This window comes from Streptomyces sp. NPDC048639 (assembly GCF_043199075.1).
Classification (GTDB): Bacteria; Actinomycetota; Actinomycetes; order Streptomycetales; family Streptomycetaceae; genus Streptomyces.
Window position 1 is genome coordinate 571,132 of the sequence record NZ_JBICVP010000006.1, and the last position, 19,288, is coordinate 590,419.

Consider the following 19,288-nt stretch of genomic DNA (forward strand, 5'->3'; position numbering starts at 1 on the left):
GGGCCCGCCCCCGGCTCCCGGGGGCGGGCCCGCTCCGTTCCTCGATGCCGGGACGCGGAGGACGCCGGGCCGCCGTGGCGGCCGGGTCCGTCGCGTCGTGTCAGCCGAAGGCGAGGGAGACGATGCCGTAGCTCAGCGCGGCGACTGCCGCCGCGGCCGGCATCGTGATGAACCATCCGGCGACGATGTTCTTCGCGACGCCCCAACGCACCGCGTTCACACGCTTCGTCGCGCCGACGCCCATGATCGCCGAGGTGATGACATGGGTCGTCGAGATCGGCGCACCGAACATGAACGACGCGGTGTACATCACGGAGGCGGCCGTCGTCTCGGACGCGAAGCCCTGCGGGGGGTCGAGCTCGATGATCCGCCGTCCCAGCGTCCGCATGATGCGCCAGCCGCCCGCGTACGTGCCGAGGGACAGCATCACGGCGCAGACGATCTTCACCCAGATCGGGATCGGGTCGCCCGCGTCCTCGACGTCCGCGATGACGAGCGCCAGTACGACGATGCCCATCGTCTTCTGGGCGTCCTGCAGACCGTGGCCGAGGGCCATGCCCGCCGCCGAGACGGTCTGCGCTATCCGGAAGCCGCGCTTGGCCTTGTGCGGGTTGGACTTCCGGAACATCCACAGGATGGCGACCATCACCAGATAGCCGAGGAGGAGGCCGACGACCGGGGAGATGAACATCGGGATGACGACCTTCTCCAGCACACCGGTCCAGATGACCTCCGTGCCGCCCGCGAGCGCCGCGCCGACCATGCCGCCGAAGAGCGCATGGCTGGAGGACGAGGGCAGACCGAAGTACCAGGTGACCAGGTTCCAGACGATCGCGCCCACGAGAGCGGCGAACAGGATGCCCATCCCCGAGCGGCCCGATGGCGTCTCGATCAGCCCTTCGCTGACCGTCTTGGCCACGCCGCTGCCGAAGAAGGCGCCCGCGAGGTTCATGACCGCGGCCATGGCGAGCGCGGCCCGCGGGGTCAGTGCCCGCGTGGAGACCGAGGTCGCGATGGCGTTCGCGGAGTCGTGAAAGCCGTTGGTGTATGTGAAGAAGAGCGCGACCCCGATGGTCACGACAAGCGCGAGGGTGTCCATGGCCGGGGGTCAGGACTCCTTGACCGCGATGGTCTCGACGGTGTTGGCCACGTGCTCAAAGGCGTCGGCCGCCTCTTCGAGGACATCCACGATCTGCTTGAGCTTGAGGACCTCCATGGCGTCGTACTTGCCGTTGAAGAGGTGCGCCAGCAGCTTGCGGTGGATCTGGTCCGCCTGGTTCTCCAGGCGGTTCACCTCGATCCAGTACTCGGTGAGGTTCTCCATCGTCCGCAGGTGCGGCATCGCCTCGGCGGTCAGCTCGGCCGCCCGCGCGAGGACCTCGATCAGCTGATCGACGCCCTTCGGCAGCTCCTCGATCTTGTAGAGGACGACCAGGTCGACGGCCTCCTCCATGAAGTCCATGATGTCGTCGAGGGAGGAGGCGAGGGAGTAGATGTCCTCGCGGTCGAAGGGCGTGATGAAGGAGGAGTTGAGCTGGTGGAAGATCGCGTGCGTGGCGTCGTCACCCGCGTGCTCCGCGGCCCGCATCCGATCGGCAATCTCGGCCCGGGCAGAGGCGTCCGCTCCGAGCAGTTCCATCAGGAGTTTGGAGCCCGTGACGATGTTGTCCGCGGATGCGGCGAACATGTCGTAGAAGCTCGTCTCCCTGGGGGTCAGACGAAAGCGCACGTGTGTTCCTCGTTATGCATCGGATTCGGTCAGGGTGATGCTAGGTGCATCATCCGGCCACGGCTAACCGGCCGACAATCAGTGTCACCCATCGGACAACGTGCTCGGTCAGTGGCCCCCGGCTCGTCCACGAAATTCGGTACGATATACCCACCAGGGGTATTTACCTCGCGTAACTCCTTTTTCACGGCACATGCTGTTGCACGGCTCACACCGGCTCGCGGACCACGGAGGATCCCATGACGACCACGGAAGCCGGCGCCTGCCACACCCCCGAGTCCGGACCGGCCACGGGCACCGGGCCGCACGGCTACACCAAGGACAAGGAGCAGCATCTGAAGCGGCTGCGCCGGATCGAGGGCCAGATCCGCGGCCTCCAGCGCATGGTCGACGAGGACGTCTACTGCATCGACATACTCACCCAGGTCTCCGCCGGCACCAAGGCGCTGCAGTCCTTCGCCCTGCAGCTTCTGGAGGAGCATCTGCGGCACTGCGTCGCGGACGCGGCGGTCAAGGGCGGCGAGGAGATCGACGCGAAGGTGGCGGAGGCCACAGCGGCGATCGCGCGGCTGCTGCGCACCTGAACCACTGGTTTTCGGCCACCCGCCGTGTTCGATCGGAGCGACCCGCACCTGCGTGAGCGGCCCGCACCCGCGTGCGTCCGCGCACGCGGGACGGCTTTCTCAGCGGCCCCCGCAGAGCGAAGAGGCCTCTCCGGCGTCGTGCGCCGCGACCCTGAGCACCTCATCGATACGGTCGGGGCTGAGCCGGTCCTCGTCCGCGGACGACGCCGCGATCATCAACTCCCCGCACAGCTCGATCTCGTCGAGGGCCACGTGGTCCGGGACCGTTGGGCCGCTGGGCATGGGCACGTGCGTCACCTCCTGTCGCGAGCACCTCCTGCGGCACCCGCTCCTGCTGCGTTCCCTGTGTGCCGGCTCTTGCATCGACATGCTCGGTGCGTGTAAAGCCCAGCGTAGGGAATCGGCCACAGCCTGCGCATGGCACGGACGGACCATTTCCGGAGGCCCATTGGGCCCGTTTCGCTAGCCTTGCGGAACCGCGATCTTGCCGGCGTAGATGTCGCGCTCCGGCGGCAGCTCGACGTTCACGCCGGTCCCGAAGTCGTAGAGCACCGTCGTCGACACCACTTCCGTGGGCCGCTGCCCCCCGCTGTTGGGAAAGGTGAACCGGTGACGCACCTTCCGCACGCGTCCCTGCTCGTCGAGATACACGTCGAAGGGCACGGCGTCCTCGGAGAACCCCTTCGCGGCCGCGGCGAGGGCACCGCGCGCATGCGGGGTCGCGGCGTCGGCGGCCCGCCCGATGTGGGCCGTCCCGCGGTAGTGCCGGACGGTCACGCCGTCCTCCGGAGCCTTCTCCTCGCCGACATAGGTCACATCCCGTGCCCCGCGCAGCAGTTCGGCCGCGGAGAGCGGGTCGGTGGCCCCACCTGTGACGAGATTCCCGTCGGCAAGAGCGGTGGTGTCCACGCGCACCCACTTGTCCGCGGGGACACCCGCACCCCGGTCCTTCATGTAGAGCGCGCCGGGCGCGAGGAGTTCGGTGACCGGCTGATGCTCCTCACCGCCCGCGGCATCCTGCGGCAGCACGACGACCAGGCGGCCGATCCGCTCGGCATAGTCGAACGCGCCCCGGCCGCGGATCGTCAGCCGCGTGCCCCCGGTCGCCGTCTCCATGGACGTACGCGCACGAGAACTGCCGGAGCGCGCCAGCACATCGGCGGCCCGATGCACCACGGCCACCGCTGTCGCCTCGTCGACACTGCCCCGCTCGTCGGCGGCCGCACCCATCTCGGAGCAGCCGGTGGTCAGAAGTCCCACCACCAGGCCGCTCACTACCGCGGCAACGACACCACGCCTCCGACCGCGCCGCTGCACCACCATCGCCATCGCCCGCGAACCCCCTGACAGAACAGCCGGAGCGACCCGGCCCGAAGCTCGTTCCGCTTAACGACGGTGCGGGGGCGCCCGTCACGGCCGGTACGGTGGTCCGGTGCCTCCGACGCCACCCGAAGAACGGTCCGTGCACGGCGAGCAGCACCACACCCGTACGGTCGAGCAGGGCTCTTTCTGCGCGGCGCGGTGCAGTTGCGGCTGGGCGGGCCCGGCCCGGCGCGCCCGCGAGAGGGCGCGCGCGGACGCGGCGCGGCACATCGCCCGCTGAGCGCCGCTGCCGCGCACAGGCCGCCCGCGATCGCCCGCTGAGCGCCGCCGCCCCGCACAGGCCCGCCTCGTACGACGCCCGGCCGCGGTCAGACGGCCGGTGTCCTGCCCTCGGCGATCGGCCACTCGCGGCTGTAGAGGGGGATCGGGATCCGGTACTCGCCCAGCGGTGTGCCGAAGACGGCCAGCCGGGCATGGAGCGCACCGTCCAGGCGCACGCCGCCGTACAGCCCCCACGCGCCCGCCGCACCGCGCTTCGAGGCTGTGCCTTCCGCCGTGGCCCGCAGATACGGTGCGAAGGTCGCCGAGATGCCCACCGAGTCGTACAGACCCACCGACGCCTCCGTGGCGATGGCCGCCCGCGCCTCACCTTTGCCCGTCACCTTCATGGTGACGGGCGTGGCCTTGCCGTCGGCCTGGACGTCGGGCTCCCAGCCCTCCTCCGCGGAGTAGCGTGCGCCCACCGTCACCTGCCCGCGGACCTCCTGGTCGAGCCGGACGGTGACCTTGCCGGACGCGGTCACCTCGTACGAGAGGGTGAGGCCGAGGTTCACCACCACCGGAACCGGGCCGACGTTGATGACCGGACGAGCCGTCAGCCGGGCGAAGGGGACGCGGATCGCCTTGCCGAGCGCCAGGTCCCCATCCATCCGCCAGCCCGCCCTGTACGGACCGGCCAGCCGGATCGAGGCGTTGGCGGGGGCGAGGTCGAGCGCGCTGCGGCGGTGGTACGAGAAGGCCACCTCGGGGCTCAGTTCCACGAACCCGCCGAGCTCCACGTCGGGCGCCTTCCCGCCGTCGCCGGCCGGGGGCAGCGGGAGCGGGGCGTCCAGGTCGATGCGGAGCGTGCCGAGCCCGAATCCGCCCTCGATGCCGCGCGCGGACCGCTGCTCGCCGTCGGCGGCGCGGCGGGACACGTCGAGTCCCGCGACGAGCGGTTCGACCTTCCATGCGTCGGGATCGACGGGGACGTCCCCCTCGGCCCGGGCGTTTCCGAACAGCTCGGTGAGGTTGGCGGGCTCGGTGGAGACCTCGGTCCGCGGGCCGTCGGTGGAGCGGACGTCGACCACCTTCACCAGGGCGCCCCGCGGCAGTTCGCGGCTCGGCGGGCTCGCGATGACGTCGCCCTCGCGGACCTTCGGCGTCCGGTTGTCCTTGCCGCTCCCGGAGCGCGCGGGGGTGAGTTCGGCGCGGTGCTTCGCCGCGTCGTACGAGGAGAGGCGCAGTCCGCTGCCGGTGATGTTGCGGGTGGTGCCGGTCGTCCGGCTGACCGTCGCCGACGGCGTCTTCGCCGCGGCGTCGGCGGGGCGGACGGGCAGAACGGGGGACGGCTCGGGGGCCGCCGTGTCGCGCACCGCGGCGCGCTCGGAGCCGCCCTTCGGGGCGGACGCCGTCACATCCTGCTGCGCCGGAGCGCCGGCGCAGCCGGAGACCAGCAGTGCCGAGGCGCATATCGCGGAGAGCAGGACGGCGGACGGAACTCGTGTCACAGGTGTTCCCGGGGGTGATGAGTGGGGGGTGCTGAGGCCCGGCCTACGGGTTGAGCGGGATGTTACTCACGAGTCACTCCGCCCGAACGCCCTTCCGAACAGGCCCGCGTTTCCACCACCTTGGGAACCCGCGCGTGAGCTGTGATGACACGCCTTCCGTTCAAGCGGATGTGACGCAGATCGCCGCCCCGCGCGAGGGAACCTACGTCCATCGGACATCGCCCGGCCCCGCGCCGGGCGGCGGATGGAGGTGGGATGGACAGGCGCACGTTCCTGCAGGCCGGCACCGGAATCGCGGCCACCGCGGCTTGGTCCGTCGCGGGCAGCGGCGGCTCCGGACGGGCGGCCGGAGCCGCCCGCGGCCCCGCGGTGCGCTCCCGGCACCGTGCCCCGACCGGAGCAGCGCCCCGTTCCGCCGACTGGTCCGTCCTCGCCCGCGGTCTCGGCGGCGGTCTCGTCCAGCCCGGGGACGCCGACTACACCAGCGCCCGCGTGCTCTACAACACCCGCTTCGACCATCTGCGCCCCGCCGCCCTCGCCTATGTCTCCGGGCCCACGGACATCGCCGAGTGCCTGGCCTTCGCCCGCCGGCACTCCGTACCGGTCGCGATCCGCAACGGCGGCCATTCCTACGCCGGTTGGTCCAGCGGTACCGGACGCCTGGTCATCGATGTCTCGCGGCTCTCCCGCATCACCGTCAGCGGCCGCTCGGAGGCGGTCGTCGGCGCGGGCGCCAAGCTCGTCGACGTCTACTCGGGGCTCGGGGCGCACGGCGTCACCGTCCCCGCCGGCACCTGCCCGACCGTCGGCATCTCCGGACTGACCCTCGGCGGCGGCCACGGCGTCGCCTCCCGCGCGTACGGGCTCACCTGCGACAGCCTGCTCGGCGCCACGCTCGTCACGGCTGACGGGCGTACGGTCCGCTGCAGCGCGTCCGACCACAGCGACCTCTTCTGGGCCCTGCGGGGCGCGGGCAACGGCAACTTCGGCGTCGTCACCGAACTCCGCTTCCGCACCCACCCGGCCCCCGCGGCCGTCGCCGTCCGCGCGACCTGGCCGTGGTCCAAAGCCGCCGAACTCGTCCGCGCATGGCAGGAGTGGGGGCCGGACCAGCCCGACGAGCTGTGGTCGGCGGTGCATCTCGCGGCCGCCGCGGGCGGGGCGGCCCGGATCTGGTTCTCCGCCTTCTCGCTCGGCACGTACAAGGACGCGCAGAACGCCGTGGACCGGCTGACCGGCCTCGTGGGCAGCCCGGCGGCATCGGTCTCGCTGCGCAGCAGTTCGTACCTGGACGCGATGATCGGCTACGCGGGCTGCTCCCGGTACACCACCGAGCAGTGCCGCCTGCCCGGCGGAACCCCGGGGCACAGCCCCACCGGATCCCTGGTGCGCGAGACGTACACCTCACGCTCGGACTTCTACGACCGCGCGCTCCCCGCCGACGGGATCCGGATCCTCGTCGACCGGGTCGAGGCGTTCCGGAAGCTGGGCGGCGCGGGCTCCGGCACCGTCCAGCTCACGGCGCTCGGCGGGGCGGTCAACCGGATCGCGCCGACGGCAACGGCCTTTGTGCACCGCCGCTCCCGCGTCCTGGCGCAGTATCTGGCGGCCTGGCCGGCGGGGCAGAACGGGGCGACCTCGACGACCTGGCTCAACGGCCTCCACCGGGCGATGCGCCGCCACGCCTCAGGCGCCGCGTACCAGAACTACGCGGATCCGGCCCTGAAGGACTGGAGGCGGGCGTACTACGGGCCGGCCGCGGAGCGTCTCACGCGGCTCAAGCGGCAGTACGACCCGCAGCGCGTCTTCGACTTCCCGCAGGCGCTGTGACGCCGGGCCGGGCGGCGGCGCGAAGGGGTGCCGGGCCGTATGGGCGACGGCCGTACGGACAGTGCGACGGGGGCCTGCCGAAGGGGGTGCACAGAAGGGAATCGCGGCGACGGATCGCGGCTGCGGCGCTGCTACGCGGCGAGGTCGTTCTCTCGGTCCCCGGACGGCGCCGAGGCCCCCTCCGCACCCGCCTCGCCCTCCGCCCGCCGTGCGGAACCGCCATCGACCGGTGCGGTCCGCTCGCCTCCGGTGAGCCACCGCCCACGGCGCGAGTTCCCTGCGGCACGCGCCAGGGGCGTCAGCAGCGCCATCGCCAACGGCGCGAGCAGAAGCGTGACGGCCGTACCGAGGGCGAAGCCGCCGACCACGTCGGTGGGATAGTGCAGTCCCATGTAGACGCGGCAGAAGCCCTCCAGGAACGCGAGCCCGATACCGACGAGCCCGAACCTCCGGTGGGCGATGAAGATGCCGACGGCGAGGGCCATGACGAGCGTGGCGTGGTCGCTGACGAACGAGTAGTCGCCCTTGCCGGGGAGGAGCACCTCGAGCCCCCGGTGATCGACGAAAGGCCTCGGACGTTCGACGAAGCCGCGGATCGGGAGGTTGACCAGCAGGGCGAGGCCGGCGGCGAGCGGGGCCCACAGCAGCCCGGCCACAGCGATCGGCGCGTCCTCCCGCCGTCTGACGACCCACCAGCACGCCACGAGCAGCGCCACCATGGCGAACACGATGCCGCGCTCGCCGACCCACGTCATCGTGCGGTCGAACCAGCCGGGAGCGTCCCCGGCGAACCCGTTGATCTCGTAGAGCAGGGAGACATCGGGGTTCGACCCGGTCGATTCGACTCCAGCCATATCGCGCGGCCCCTTGTCTCGTGCTCGTGCGTGAGTGCTGAGGGCCCCCGTGCCCGTTGAGGTCCTGCATTCCCGTCCAGGGAACGACAGCGCCTCGGGCGGCGTTCCGCTCTCCATCGAACGATCACCACGACGTTATCCAAGAGTGATACGTCGCCGCAGTTCAGAGGCGCCCGTTCGCGCTGAGTCCCAGCATCGTCACCGAATCCGCGGCGGCCGGGCAAGCCACCACCAGAGCTTCACCCGGCGTTGGCCGTGGGCAGTGCCTTCGCACCGTCCTCGGTGACCCGGGTCGCCCCGAAGTAGTCCGGCGTATCGATCTTGTCGAAGCGGATCACGGCACCGGTGTACGGCGCGTTGATCATGTAGCCGCCGCCGACATAGAGGCCGACGTGCCGGATCGCCCGTGAGTCGGTCAAGTCGTCCGAGAAGAAGACCAGGTCACCCGGCATCAGCTCGTCCCGGTCCGGGTGGGACCCGGCGTTGTACTGGTCGTTGGCCACGCGCGGCAGCTCGATGCCCACCGAGGCGTACGCCGCCTTCGTCAGGCCCGAGCAGTCGAAGCGGCCGCCGTCGGCGGACGTGCCGTCGCCGCCCCACAGATACGGCGTGCCCAGCTTCTTCTGCGCGTAGTAGATGGCTCCTGCGGCCTGGCGCGAAGCGGGAACCTTGCCGACCGGCGCCTCGAAGCTCTTGGAGAGCGTCGTGATGATCTTGACGTAGTTCTGCGTCTCGCGGATGGCGGGGACGCCGCCCGCACGGATCACCCGGTACGCGCCGGCGTTGTAGGCCGCCAGCATGTTGGCCGTCCGGTCCCCCGGCACGTCCTTCACGTACTTCGCGAGCTCGCAGTCGTACGACGCCGCCGACGGGATGGCGTCGGCCGGGTCCCAGACGTCACGGTCGCCGTCACCGTCGCCGTCGACACCGTGCGTGGCCCAGGTGCCGGGGATGAACTGCGCGATCCCCTGCGCCGCCGCATGGCTCTGCGCCCGCGGATTCCAGCCACTCTCCTGATAGAGCTGCGCGGCCAGAAGTGCCGGGCTGATGGCGGGACAGAGATTGCCCCACTTCTGCACGAGCGGCTGGTACGCGGCCGGGACCGCACCCTTCGCCAGGCCGGCCGACCGGCCCGCGCCACCGAGGCTCGCGGCGGCGGTGTAGGTGCCCACGACGAGGAGCGCGACGAAGGACATGCACAGCCCGATGCCGACACCCGAGGCCACCCAGAATTTCCGCACCCCTCAACCCTCCCCCATCCGGCCCGCGTTGGTCGCGCACTGCCCCTGTGTTTGTCCGAATCGGAGCGGCCACGGAGGCCGAGACGACTCCTGTGCGCCCATCCTGAACGCCCGTCACCCGTGGATCGGGCTCCTGCGGCATCGACGGCTTCCGCATGCCTCCGGATCCAAGCGTCATTGCTGAATGTCACGCTCCGTGATACACAGAGTGACAATACGGCCGCCTCCCGACAACGGAAACCCCCGCCCAGGGGGCGCAGCCGCGCACACGCACGGGATCCGCCAAAATTTGACGCCAAGTCGACATGCGAGGGCGGCATCGTCGGCGATGATAGAGCCTGGCCCGTGCCGTGCGGCAGGGGTACGTACAACTACCCAATAGGGGCGGTGAGTTTGAGCATGTTCCTGGCAGCCGAAAAGGGCGACATCAACACCATCATCGGCGGCATCGCCCCGGACTGGGGGCCGTTCGGGAGCCTGGGCAGCGAAGCACGGGTCATGGTCGAGGTCGTCATGGCGATCGCGATCCTGCTCTGCCTGGCGATCGCGATCTGGGGCGCTGCCAAGCAGCGCATCGGGGCCACGGCACTGCGCGACACCTTCAGCGCGGAGCAGGGCAAGGGCCTCATCGTCGCGGGCCTGACCGGCGTCTTCATCATCGGCTCGCTCGGCACGCTGTTCACCATCGTCTACGGGATGGCCGTCTAGCGACCTGAACTTACTGCTTCCCGCTCCCGAACTCCCCCACTTCCGGGCTCCCCGGCTCCGTGGACGGGAGGCTCGTACGGGCGGAGGGCATCCCCCCGTACGAGCCGCGCGGCCCGTCCCGCACGACCGCCCGGCACCCGGTTGTCACATCTGCCACCACCTGTCCGTCGCGCCCACCGGCTGAGGTTGCGTCCCTTTGATGTCGAGTCACCTGACGAGTCACCACACCCGACCCACGCGGGCATCCGTACGGCTACCGTCGTATGACGACGCGTCGTACACCAGCCACTGCGAGGGGGCGTCCGCGGCATGAGTCCCGGCGACGACGACTACGCCCACGACTACCCGGGCGAGGTCCGGGACGCGGGCAGGGGGACGCGCACCCGCCTACCGGAAGGGGCGGCTGACGGTCCGTACGGCGCGACGAGACGGGCGCGCGGGGCGGGCCGCCCGTCGAGAAGCATGATCACGATCGTGGGCGTGGTGGTCCTGCTGATCGCGGCCATCGCCTTCGCCAACCGCGGCGGCAGCGACGGCGGCGACTCGGGCTCGGGCTCCGGGGGCGACGGCGCCAAGGCCCGGCCGACGGCCCCGACGGGCGAGAAGCCGGTGTCGGGCTCGGACGCGGGCATCGCGTCCGGCTTCCCGAAGACGGAACAGGGCGCCGAGAGCGCGGCGGCGAACTACGCGGTGGCGCTGGGGGGGGACGGGATGTTCAACGCAGAGTCGCGTCACGAGATCATTGACACCATCTACGCCCCGGACGCGGCAACGAAGCTGAAAGACCTTCAGGATCGTGCGTACTCCGCCGACTTCCTCGACAAGCTCGGTTTGGATGCTGACGGGAATCCGCCGGAAGGCAAGACGTTCATCTCACGAACCATTCCTGTGGGCACAACAGTCGAGTCGTTCGAGGGAGACAAAGCCAAGGTCGCCGTCTGGTACACCGGCCTGATCGGCATGGCTGGTGAGGGCTCCACGGACCCCGTTCGCACAGACTGGAAAACCTGGACCTTCGAACTGCGATGGAGCGGTGAGGACTGGAAGGTCGGCGCTGACGCGCAGAAGAACGGCCCTGCGCCTGTCCAGGGCGACGTCGCAGCGTCCAGTGCCGAAGACATCTCCAAGGCGGTCGAGGAGTACGGAGGCTTCACCTATGCCCGGTAGCCCGCGTCGCCCCATCGCCTCACGTCTGGCGGTTGTGGCTACTGTGCAGGGCGCCCTGTTCGCCATGGCCTCACGTGCTTTCGCCGCACCCACGCCGACGCCGTCTCCGAGCGCGAGCAACGATCCGTGCGACCTGCTGATCGGTCCGGCCAAGGACTACTGCGAGCGCGGCGACGGTGCCTCCCGCAGCCCCGGGAACGTCGCCGACAACAACCCCCTCGACCCCCTCTCCTCCCTCGCCCGCGGCTGCGCCGACGCCGCCGCCTGGATCGTCGGAAAGCTGTCGAAGGCCGTCGAGTCCACCGCGAACATCGACTTCACCAACGCCGCCTTCCTCCGCCAGTACGCCGTCGTCTTCGCCGCCTCCACCATCCTCACCCTGCTCCTCTGGCTGCTCGCCGTCGCCAAGCGCGCCATCCGCGGGGTGCCGTTCACCGAGGCCGTCACCGAGGCCGTCGGGTTCCTCTGGCTGACCGTCCTCGCCTCCGCCTTCACGCCGCTGATCCTCTACACGGTCGTCTCCGCGACCGACAGCATCACGGTAGTGATCGCGGCGGGCACCGGCTCCGACACCGACGCCTTCTTCGGCTCGTTCTCCGAAGCCCTGAAGAAGGGCGAGAACATCGGCGGCGGACCGATCATGCTGATCGTCGTCAGCCTCGTCTCCATCCTCGCCGCCGGCGTGCTGTGGCTCGAACTGGTCATCCGGGCGGCACTGCTGTACGTCGGTGCGCTGCTCGGCACGGTCGTCTACGCGGGCCTGGTCGACAAGAACATGTGGGGCCATGTACGCCGCTGGGCCGGGATCATGATCGCCGTGATCCTGGTGAAGCCGGTCATCATCATCGTGCTCGGCATCGCCGGGGCGCTCTCCTCGTCCGAGAACGGCCCGGACTCCTTCTCCGCCGTCGTCTCCGGCCTCGCCATCATCCTGCTGGCCATCTTCGCCAGCGCCATGATCTACCGCTTCGTCCCCGGCTTCGGCGACGAGGTCGCGAGCGCGCGCAGCAACCGCAAGGCCGCCACCGACGGTTCCGCGGCGGCCGCCGTCATCTCCTCGCCGGCGGCGCTCGTCAAGCAGGGCATCAAGACGCACAGCACCCGCGGTTCCGGCGGCGGGGACGACGGCGCGTCCCGCTCCGCCCCCCAGCCCGCCAACTCGGTCTCCGGTGGTGTGGCCGCGCACAGCAGCCGGGGCCCGGCCGCCGCTCCCCGGACCGGCGGGGGCCACGCGGGCGCCACGCCCGCACCGCGTACGACCTCCCGGACGCGGACCGACAACCGCCCCGGAGGTGACGGGCGTTGAGCACCCAGTCCCACCCGATCGCGCCCCGCCGCACGTATCTGATCGGCCGGGCCCGCCCGAACGCGATCATCGGGAAGAACCGGGAGACCGGGGAGATCGCGCTGATCATCGTGGGCGCGTTCATCGGCATGATGTGCGGGCTGCTGATCCCTCTCCTGCCCCTGCGCATCGCCTCGCTCGCGGGCTTCCCGATGATCGCGCTGGCCGCCGTCTACGTGCCGTACAAGGGCCGTACGTTCTTCAAGTGGTTCGAGATCAACCGCTCCTTCAAGCGGACCGTCAAGACCCGCGCCGCCTACCGCTCCGCCGCGCCCGAGGCGGGCACGCGCATCGACGGACGTGAGGTCGAGGTCGGCCCGCCGCCCGGAATCGGCCGGATCTCCTGGCTGTCCGCGCCGTTCGGCCCGGACGAGATCGCGGTCCTGCTGCACGCCGACCGCCGTACGGTCACCGCCGCGATCGAGATCGAGGGCCCCGGCGTCGGGCTGCGGGACAGCGAGGACCAGGAGGCGCTGGTCGACCGGTTCGGCACGCTGCTCAAGCATGTGGCCAACGGCGACGGCTTTGTGACGCGGCTTCAGATGCTGGCCCGTACGCTCCCCGCCGACCCCGACGCCCACGCCAAGGACGTCGAGCGGCGCGGCGACAGCCGGGCACCGGGCTGGCTCCAGGACTCGTACGACCAGCTCCAGTCGATGGTGTCCACCTCCTCCGAGCAGCACCGCGCCTATCTCGTCGCCTGTATGCACTACACGCGCGAACTGGCCGCCGAGGCCCACGCCATGGCCCGCGCGTCCCGCCACGGCGGCGGCAAGCTCGACAGGGACGCCGGACTCGCCGTCGTCATGGCCCGCGAACTGACCGACATCTGCGCCCGGTTGACCGAGGCCGACATCCGGGTCCGCCAGCCGCTCGGCCATGGCCGGCTCGCCTCCCTGGTCCACTCGATGTACGACCCGGACCACCCCATCGACCACATCCAGGCGATGACCCAGCGCAACGCCTGGCCCGCCGAACTCGACGCCATGGAGCCGACGTACCTCCAGGCCAAGACCCGTGAGTCCAGCTCGCGCGCCCCCTGGTGCCATGCCACGGCCTGGGTGAAGGAGTGGCCGCTGACACCGGTCGGCGTCAACTTCCTCGCCCCGCTGCTCGTCCACACCCCCGACGTGATCCGTACGGTCGCCGTCTGCATGGACCTGGAGCCCACCGAGGTCGCCATCGAGCGCATGCTGACGGAGAAGACCAACGACGAGGCCGAGGCCAGCCGCGCCGCCAAGATGAACCGCACCGTCGACCCGCGCGACATCGCCCACCACGGGCGGCTGGACCAGCGCGGCGAGGACCTGGCGAGCGGCGCGGCCGGCGTGAACATCGTCGGCTACATCACGGTGTCATCGCGTACGCCGGAGGCTCTGGCCCGCGACAAGCGCACCATCCGCGCCTCGGCGGGCAAGTCGTATCTCAAGCTGGAGTGGTGCGACCGCGAGCACCACCGGGCCTTCGTGAACACGCTCCCCTTCGCCACCGGCATCCGACGGTAGTCCGACGGTTCTTCGACGGGTAGGAGTCCCGCAGTGCCTGATCCGCTGACCGCCGTCACCGAGGCGTTCACCAGCTTCCTCTTCGGGAAGGTGGAGACCACCCGGCTCCCGGTCCGTACGTCCACGGGCCAGGCGCAAGCCGTCTATCTGCCCACCGCCGCACCCGGCCTCGGCGATTCCGGCGTCATCATCGGCCGCGAGGTCTACAGCGGCAAGGGCTACATCTACGACCCCTTCCAGCTCTACGGACAGCAGCTCCCGGCCCCGCACTGGCTCGTCCTGGGCGAGTCCGGCAACGGCAAGTCGGCGCTCGAGAAGACCTACGTCCTGCGCCAACTGCGCTTCCGCGACCGGCAGGTTGTCGTCCTCGACGCCCAGGGCGAGGACGGCGTCGGCGAGTGGAACCTCATCGCCCAGGAGCTCGGCATCACGCCGATCCGGCTCGACCCGGTGGCCGCCATGGACGGCGGGATCCGGCTCAACCCGCTGGACCCCTCCATCACCACCACCGGCCAGCTCGCTCTGCTCCGCACAATCATCGAGGTGGCGCTCGGCCACGGCCTCGACGAACGCTCCGGCTTCGCGCTCAAGGTCGCCCACGCCTACGTCAACGAGGCCATCACCGACCGGCAGCCGGTCCTCACCGACATCGTCGAGCAGCTGCGCCACCCCGAGCCCGAGTCGGCCGTCGCGATGAACGTCGACCTGGACGACGTACGTGCCTGGGGTCTGGATGTCGCGCTCGTGCTGGACCGCTTGGTCGACGGTGACCTGCGCGGCATGTTCGACGGGCCGACGACGGTCGGCATCGATCTGGACGCCCCGCTCATCGTCTTCGACCTCTCCCACATCGACCGCAACTCGATCGCGATGCCCATCCTGATGGCGATCGTGGGCGTCTGGCTGGAGCACACCTGGATCCGGCCGGACCGCAAGAAGCGGATCTTCCTGGTGGAAGAGGCCTGGCACATCATCAACTCGCCGTTCGTCGCCCAGCTCTTCCAGCGGCTGCTGAAGTTCGGGCGCCGGCTGGGCCTGTCGTTCGTGGCGGTCGTCCACCACCTCTCGGACGTCGTGGACGGCGCGGCGGCGAAGGAAGCCGCGGCGATCCTCAAGATGGCTTCGACACGCACCATTTACGCGCAGAAGGCCGACGAGGCGAGAGCGACGGGCCGGGTGCTCGGCCTGCCCCGCTGGGCCGTGGAGATCATCCCCACGCTCACCCCGGGCATCGCGGTCTGGGACGTCAACGGCAACGTCCAAGTGGTGAAGCACCTGATCACCGAGGCCGAGCGACCCCTTGTCTACACCGACCGGGCGATGACCGAGGCCGGGGAGCACGACCCGATGACGAACGACGAGGCCCTGGCCGTCGATCGCGCCGCCGAGGCCGAAGCCGAGGAGCGTGCGGCGCGGGCCACGGAGAAACGGCGGCGCTACGCGGACGAGTCCACGGTGGCGTGAAGCGATGACGGTACGCGGAGCGCAGGGACGCGGAGGCCCGGGCGGGACCGAGCGCGAAGGCGGCATCCCGGACGGCCTCCTCGTCGGCGTCCTGGCCTTCCTTCTCGGCCTGACCGTCCTCGTCTGGACGGCGACGGGGATCTCCGGCCTGCTCGCCCACGGCTCCTGGCCCCACGGCGTCCACTTCGCGCGCACGCCGATGGCCATGCGCGAACTGGCCGCTCAGCCGCATGACTTGGCGGCCGCCTGGCCGGGGACCCCGGCGGACCAGCTCTCGGGCTACGGGCTGTTCTGGGGGTTCTTCCTCGGCGAACTGATGGTGCTGCTCGTCCTCGCGATCTTCGTCATAGGGACCGTGGCGCGGTGGCGTGCGGTCCGCAGGGCGGCAGCGAGCGGGAAGGCCGCGGCGGGAGTGGCTGCGGATCAGCGCGCCGCCGCCGCGGACGGTGGTGCGGGGGCGTACGATCCGCGGCGACCGGTGGGGGCCGCCTACACACCGGCCGCCTACGCACCGCCGTCGGACACCGCCACGGCGACCGCCCGCCCAGCGGTGGATCCGGCGGGCGCTGCGGTCCCCGCCGCCCCCAGCCCGTCCACCGCGGCCGGTGCCGCTCAGCCGGTCGAGGCCGCTCAACCGCTCCCGGCCGGGCTTACGGAATCCGCCGCACCGAACGGGACCGCCGGGCCCCAACAGCCGCAGTCCGTCGCCGGATTCGTCCCCACGCCGACACAAACGGCGGAGAGCGTCCCACCGTCCGCCGCGTCCACCGCCTCCGCGCCCGTTGCCTCCGCGTCCACCGCCTCCGCGCCCGTTGCCGCGCCCGTTGCCTCCGCGCCCGTTGCCTCCGGCCCGACCGTGCCCGGCCAACGCGCCCTCACCGGCGTCCACTTCACCGGGCCCGACCCCGCCTCCCGCAGGGAGCTCGCCCTGGGCGCGATCCGGTCCGCGGAGGGCCCCGTCCTGGTCACGACATCCGACCCCACCGTCTGGGCCGAGACCAAGGACACTCGCGCCAAGCTCGGGCCCGTACACCTCTACGACCCCAGCCATCTGCTCGACACCCCCGCCCGCCTGCGCTGGTCGCCGTCCGCCGGCTGCGAGTCCCGCGACACCGCCGCCTCCCGTGCGGCCGCCCTTCTCGCCCCCGTACGCCCCCTGAACAGCCTCGACTCGGCCATGGCGGATGCCGCGGAGACGCTGCTGCGCTGCTGCCTGCACGCCGCGGCGGTCGACGGCCGGGCCTTCCGCCAGGTGCACCGCTGGGCGTCCGGCAGCGCCGCGCAGGACGCCGTACGCATCCTGCGTACGCACCCCCAGGCCACCTCGGGCACGGCCGGCGAGCTGGAGGCCACCCTCACCGCCTATCCCGAACGCCGCGAGGCCGCCCAGCAGTTGACCGCACGGGCCCTCTCCGCCCTGTCCTCGATCCACATCCGGGACGCCTGCAATCCGACCCGAGCGGACTCCCTGGCGCTGGAATCTTTCATCGCCGAAGGGGGAACGCTCTACGTGGTAGGGGAAGCGATCGAGGATCCGCGAACCCGCCCGGGTGCGATGGCTCTGCCGACCGCACTCGTCTCGAGCGTGGTCGAGCACGGCCGCCGCATGGCCGCACGGTCATCCGCCGGTCGGCTCGACCCACCACTCACGCTCGTCCTCGACGACATCGCCGCCGTCGCCCCCTTCCCCCAACTCCCGGACCTGCTGGCCGAAGGCGCGGCCCAGGGCATGCCCTCGCTCGCGCTGCTGCGCTCCGAGGAGCAGGCGCGGGCACGCTGGCCGCACCGCACCCTCGCCCCCGGGGGATAGCGCGTCGCATACGGCCGGGCTCAGGGCCGCTGAAGCGCCATCTCGTACTCGGTCTCCTCCGGTACCGGAGGGAACGCCATCGTCCCACCGGTCCTCACGAAGCCGATCCGCCGGTAGAAGGCCTCTGCACGGGGATTGTCGCCGTGCACCCAGAGCCGGATGCGCTCGGCCTTGGAGTTCTCCCACGTCCACACGATGGCCGTACGCAGCAACTGCTCGGCCGCCCCCGTCCCGCGGTGCTCGGGGCGTACGTACACGCTCACCACATGCATCTGCGGCTGCCCACCGGCCCCGTCCTCACCGGTTCCCCCGGCGACAAGAGGCGACGACACCGGAACGCCCGTCTCGTCGAGCAGGGCGAGCATCGCGACCCACGTGCCATGCTCGTCCGCCGCGATGACGTTCGTGGCCGCTCCGCCCTCGGCGATGGGCGTCGCCCGGACGCGCCAGAAGTCGTCGGACTGGGCGCTGCTCATCTCGTAGCTGTCGACGAACGCGACGCGCGCCGCCGGATCGGCCAGGGCCGCGAGCCGCAGCACTCTCAGCTCGGCCCAGTCCTCGGCGCGGACCGTCCGTATCTCGTACCCCATGTCTCGATGCTCGCACCCGTGGCGCCGGGACGCGCACCGTGCCCTGCGGTTCGTACGGAGCGGGAGACGGTGTTGACCTCGGAAAGACGGGATTCTAGGGTCCTGCCGTTTCGGGAATCGCTGTCCATGCGTTCGACGAGTCGCCCGGGAGCCCCGGGAGGGGAGGGGTCGACGTGAGCGGCCGCCTGAGTGCAGTCATCTGTATGTCGCCGGAATGCGCGATCGCGGTGCTCCCGCCCGACCTCAGGGAGCGCCTGGCCCGGACCGTCGATCTGGTTCCCGACCTCGCCCCGGCCCGGCTGACGGCCCTCACCTCGCACCCGGCCGGGCAGGAGGCCCGCAGCGCTGCCGCGATCCTCACGGAAACGGACGTTCTCCTCACCGGCTGGGGCTGCCCGCCATTGACCGACGACGTCCTCGCCGCGGCACCTCGCCTACGCGCCGTGATCCACGCCGCGGGCTCGGTGAAGGGCCACGTCCCGCCGACGGTCTGGGAGCGCGGCATCACCGTCTCCTCGGCAGCCGACGCCAACGCCGGCCCGGTCGCCGACTTCACATGCGCCACCATCGCCCTGGCCGCCAAGCAGGCCCTCCCGACCGCCGCCCACTACGTCGAAGGGTGGCCGGAGTTCACCGAACGCGAGGGCGCCGACGGCCGTACCGTCGGCATCATCGGCGCCTCCCGTATCGGCCGCCGCGTCATCACCGGCCTCACCGCCTCCGACGCCGGATACGAGCTGCTGCTGACCGACCCGTTCCTCACCGCGGCACAGGCCGCGGGTCTCGGCACGGAGCTGGTGCCCCTGGACCAACTGTGCCGCCGCAGCAGCATCGTCAGCGTGCACGCCCCCCAACTCCCGGAAACCCGACACCTATTGGACGCCACACATCTGGCCTTCCTCCCCGACGGCGCCACGGTCGTCAATACCGCACGCGGAACCCTCATCGACACGGACGCGCTGACCCGCGAATGCGCCACGGGACGCCTCAACGCCTGCCTGGACGTGACAGATCCCGAGCCACTTCCGCCGGGTCACCCCCTGCTCGGCCTCCGCAATGTCCTGGTCACCCCGCACATCGCGGGTGCCCAGGGCAGCGAGGTGCGGCGGCTGGGCGCCTACGCGATCACCGAGACCGAACGCTTCGTACGAGGCGAGCCGCTCCACGGTCTGGTCACGGCGGCGGACTTGTCGCGCATCGCATAGGCGAGGAAAAGGGTCCTGAACGCAGAAATGCCTCAACCCCCGGGCTGGACCCAGGGGTTGAGGCTAAAAATTGTTCGGCGGTGTCCTACTCTCCCACAGGGTCCCCCCTGCAGTACCATCGGCGCTGAAAGGCTTAGCTTCCGGGTTCGAAATGTAACCGGGCG

The 19,288-nt window shown here is 70.9% G+C and carries 18 protein-coding genes and 1 rRNA gene; 10 read left to right on the forward strand and 9 right to left on the reverse strand.

Going from position 1 to position 19,288, the window contains the following annotated elements; translation table 11 throughout:
• Positions 1-100: 100 nt before the first annotated feature.
• Both ACGFNH_RS19805 and ACGFNH_RS19810 read right to left on the reverse strand, forming a co-directional pair.
• The gene (locus tag ACGFNH_RS19805) at positions 101-1,099 is read right to left on the reverse strand and encodes an anion permease (RefSeq protein ID WP_393655349.1); all 999 of its coding nucleotides are present in this window, start codon (positions 1,097-1,099) and stop codon (positions 101-103) included.
• 9 nt (positions 1,100-1,108) lie between these two features.
• Positions 1,109-1,729 carry a DUF47 domain-containing protein gene (locus tag ACGFNH_RS19810; protein WP_393655351.1) on the reverse strand — a complete coding sequence of 207 codons (621 nt, stop codon included), beginning with the start codon at positions 1,727-1,729 and terminating at the stop codon, positions 1,109-1,111.
• 239 nt (positions 1,730-1,968) lie between these two features.
• Here ACGFNH_RS19810 and ACGFNH_RS19815 point away from each other — a divergent pair, with 239 nt between their 5' ends.
• Positions 1,969-2,313, forward strand: a complete 345-nt coding sequence (locus tag ACGFNH_RS19815) for a metal-sensitive transcriptional regulator (RefSeq protein WP_393655353.1) — start codon at positions 1,969-1,971, stop codon at positions 2,311-2,313.
• 99 nt (positions 2,314-2,412) lie between these two features.
• Here ACGFNH_RS19815 and ACGFNH_RS19820 read toward each other — a convergent pair whose 3' ends face one another.
• Together ACGFNH_RS19820 and ACGFNH_RS19825 are read right to left on the reverse strand one after the other, a co-directional pair.
• Positions 2,413-2,595, reverse strand: coding sequence for a hypothetical protein (locus tag ACGFNH_RS19820; RefSeq protein ID WP_393655355.1), 183 nt, complete (start codon positions 2,593-2,595; stop codon positions 2,413-2,415).
• A gap of 180 nt (positions 2,596-2,775) precedes the next feature.
• Positions 2,776-3,636, reverse strand: coding sequence for a hypothetical protein (locus tag ACGFNH_RS19825; RefSeq protein ID WP_393655444.1), 861 nt, complete (start codon positions 3,634-3,636; stop codon positions 2,776-2,778).
• A gap of 109 nt (positions 3,637-3,745) precedes the next feature.
• Between ACGFNH_RS19825 and ACGFNH_RS19830 the strand changes: the two genes are divergently transcribed.
• On the forward strand, positions 3,746-3,916 hold the full coding sequence (locus ACGFNH_RS19830; protein WP_393655357.1) for a hypothetical protein: 171 nt from the start codon (positions 3,746-3,748) through the stop codon (positions 3,914-3,916).
• Between the two features lie 88 nt (positions 3,917-4,004).
• Here ACGFNH_RS19830 and ACGFNH_RS19835 read toward each other — a convergent pair whose 3' ends face one another.
• Positions 4,005-5,405, reverse strand: a complete 1,401-nt coding sequence (locus ACGFNH_RS19835; RefSeq protein WP_393655359.1) for a hypothetical protein — start codon at positions 5,403-5,405, stop codon at positions 4,005-4,007.
• A 255-nt stretch (positions 5,406-5,660) separates the two neighbouring features.
• On the opposite strand from ACGFNH_RS19835, the gene ACGFNH_RS19840 reads away from it, so the two are divergent.
• On the forward strand, positions 5,661-7,235 hold the full coding sequence (locus ACGFNH_RS19840) for an FAD-binding oxidoreductase (protein ID WP_393655361.1): 1,575 nt from the start codon (positions 5,661-5,663) through the stop codon (positions 7,233-7,235).
• Positions 7,236-7,366: 131 nt separating this feature from the next.
• Here ACGFNH_RS19840 and ACGFNH_RS19845 read toward each other — a convergent pair whose 3' ends face one another.
• Entirely contained in the window at positions 7,367-8,089 is a 723-nt protein-coding gene (locus ACGFNH_RS19845; protein ID WP_393655362.1) for a phosphatase PAP2 family protein, read from the reverse strand.
• A gap of 239 nt (positions 8,090-8,328) precedes the next feature.
• Positions 8,329-9,330 carry an NlpC/P60 family protein gene (locus ACGFNH_RS19850; RefSeq protein ID WP_393655364.1) on the reverse strand — a complete coding sequence of 334 codons (1,002 nt, stop codon included), beginning with the start codon at positions 9,328-9,330 and terminating at the stop codon, positions 8,329-8,331.
• Positions 9,331-9,729: 399 nt separating this feature from the next.
• Here ACGFNH_RS19850 and ACGFNH_RS19855 point away from each other — a divergent pair, with 399 nt between their 5' ends.
• The 6 genes from ACGFNH_RS19855 to ACGFNH_RS19880 all read left to right on the forward strand — a co-directional run bounded on the left by ACGFNH_RS19855 (position 9,730) and on the right by ACGFNH_RS19880 (position 17,329).
• Positions 9,730-10,038 (forward strand): hypothetical protein, encoded by a 309-nt coding sequence (locus tag ACGFNH_RS19855; RefSeq protein WP_393655446.1) that lies wholly within the window; start codon positions 9,730-9,732, stop codon positions 10,036-10,038.
• A gap of 309 nt (positions 10,039-10,347) precedes the next feature.
• The gene (locus ACGFNH_RS19860) at positions 10,348-11,205 is read left to right on the forward strand and encodes a hypothetical protein (protein WP_393655366.1); all 858 of its coding nucleotides are present in this window, start codon (positions 10,348-10,350) and stop codon (positions 11,203-11,205) included.
• Positions 11,195-12,511 carry a hypothetical protein gene (locus ACGFNH_RS19865; RefSeq protein ID WP_393655368.1) on the forward strand — a complete coding sequence of 439 codons (1,317 nt, stop codon included), beginning with the start codon at positions 11,195-11,197 and terminating at the stop codon, positions 12,509-12,511. The genes ACGFNH_RS19860 and ACGFNH_RS19865 overlap by 11 nt, the downstream gene beginning before the upstream one ends.
• Complete coding sequence (locus ACGFNH_RS19870; RefSeq protein ID WP_393655370.1) at positions 12,508-14,055, forward strand: SCO6880 family protein; 1,548 nt, start codon at positions 12,508-12,510, stop codon at positions 14,053-14,055. Before ACGFNH_RS19865 ends, ACGFNH_RS19870 begins: the two co-directional genes overlap by 4 nt.
• A 33-nt stretch (positions 14,056-14,088) precedes the next feature.
• Positions 14,089-15,519 (forward strand): ATP-binding protein, encoded by a 1,431-nt coding sequence (locus ACGFNH_RS19875; protein WP_393655372.1) that lies wholly within the window; start codon positions 14,089-14,091, stop codon positions 15,517-15,519.
• A 4-nt stretch (positions 15,520-15,523) separates the two neighbouring features.
• A complete protein-coding gene (locus ACGFNH_RS19880; protein ID WP_393655374.1) occupies positions 15,524-17,329 on the forward strand; it encodes a hypothetical protein in 1,806 nt (601 codons plus the stop codon).
• 20 nt (positions 17,330-17,349) lie between these two features.
• Here ACGFNH_RS19880 and ACGFNH_RS19885 read toward each other — a convergent pair whose 3' ends face one another.
• Positions 17,350-17,919, reverse strand: a complete 570-nt coding sequence (locus ACGFNH_RS19885; RefSeq protein WP_393655376.1) for a GNAT family N-acetyltransferase — start codon at positions 17,917-17,919, stop codon at positions 17,350-17,352.
• 203 nt (positions 17,920-18,122) lie between these two features.
• Here ACGFNH_RS19885 and ACGFNH_RS19890 point away from each other — a divergent pair, with 203 nt between their 5' ends.
• Entirely contained in the window at positions 18,123-19,124 is a 1,002-nt protein-coding gene (locus tag ACGFNH_RS19890) for a hydroxyacid dehydrogenase (RefSeq protein WP_393655378.1), read from the forward strand.
• 72 nt (positions 19,125-19,196) lie between these two features.
• Here ACGFNH_RS19890 and rrf read toward each other — a convergent pair.
• A 5S ribosomal RNA gene (gene rrf, locus ACGFNH_RS19895) occupies positions 19,197-19,288 on the reverse strand; the annotation flags it as partial.

Excerpts from the sequence above, each read along its gene's own strand:
- ACGFNH_RS19805 (WP_393655349.1), bottom strand. The coding sequence starts at position 1,099 with ATGGACACCCTCGCGCTTGTCGTGACCATCGGGGTCGCGCTCTTCTTC.
- ACGFNH_RS19815 (WP_393655353.1), top strand. The coding sequence starts at position 1,969 with ATGACGACCACGGAAGCCGGCGCCTGCCACACCCCCGAGTCCGGACCG.
- ACGFNH_RS19820 (WP_393655355.1), bottom strand. The coding sequence starts at position 2,595 with ATGCCCAGCGGCCCAACGGTCCCGGACCACGTGGCCCTCGACGAGATC.
- ACGFNH_RS19825 (WP_393655444.1), bottom strand. The coding sequence starts at position 3,636 with ATGGTGGTGCAGCGGCGCGGTCGGAGGCGTGGTGTCGTTGCCGCGGTA.
- ACGFNH_RS19840 (WP_393655361.1), top strand. The coding sequence starts at position 5,661 with ATGGACAGGCGCACGTTCCTGCAGGCCGGCACCGGAATCGCGGCCACC.
- ACGFNH_RS19845 (WP_393655362.1), bottom strand. The coding sequence starts at position 8,089 with ATGGCTGGAGTCGAATCGACCGGGTCGAACCCCGATGTCTCCCTGCTC.
- ACGFNH_RS19855 (WP_393655446.1), top strand. The coding sequence starts at position 9,730 with ATGTTCCTGGCAGCCGAAAAGGGCGACATCAACACCATCATCGGCGGC.
- ACGFNH_RS19860 (WP_393655366.1), top strand. The coding sequence starts at position 10,348 with ATGAGTCCCGGCGACGACGACTACGCCCACGACTACCCGGGCGAGGTC.
- ACGFNH_RS19865 (WP_393655368.1), top strand. The coding sequence starts at position 11,195 with ATGCCCGGTAGCCCGCGTCGCCCCATCGCCTCACGTCTGGCGGTTGTG.
- ACGFNH_RS19880 (WP_393655374.1), top strand. The coding sequence starts at position 15,524 with ATGACGGTACGCGGAGCGCAGGGACGCGGAGGCCCGGGCGGGACCGAG.
- ACGFNH_RS19885 (WP_393655376.1), bottom strand. The coding sequence starts at position 17,919 with ATGGGGTACGAGATACGGACGGTCCGCGCCGAGGACTGGGCCGAGCTG.
- ACGFNH_RS19890 (WP_393655378.1), top strand. The coding sequence starts at position 18,123 with ATGTCGCCGGAATGCGCGATCGCGGTGCTCCCGCCCGACCTCAGGGAG.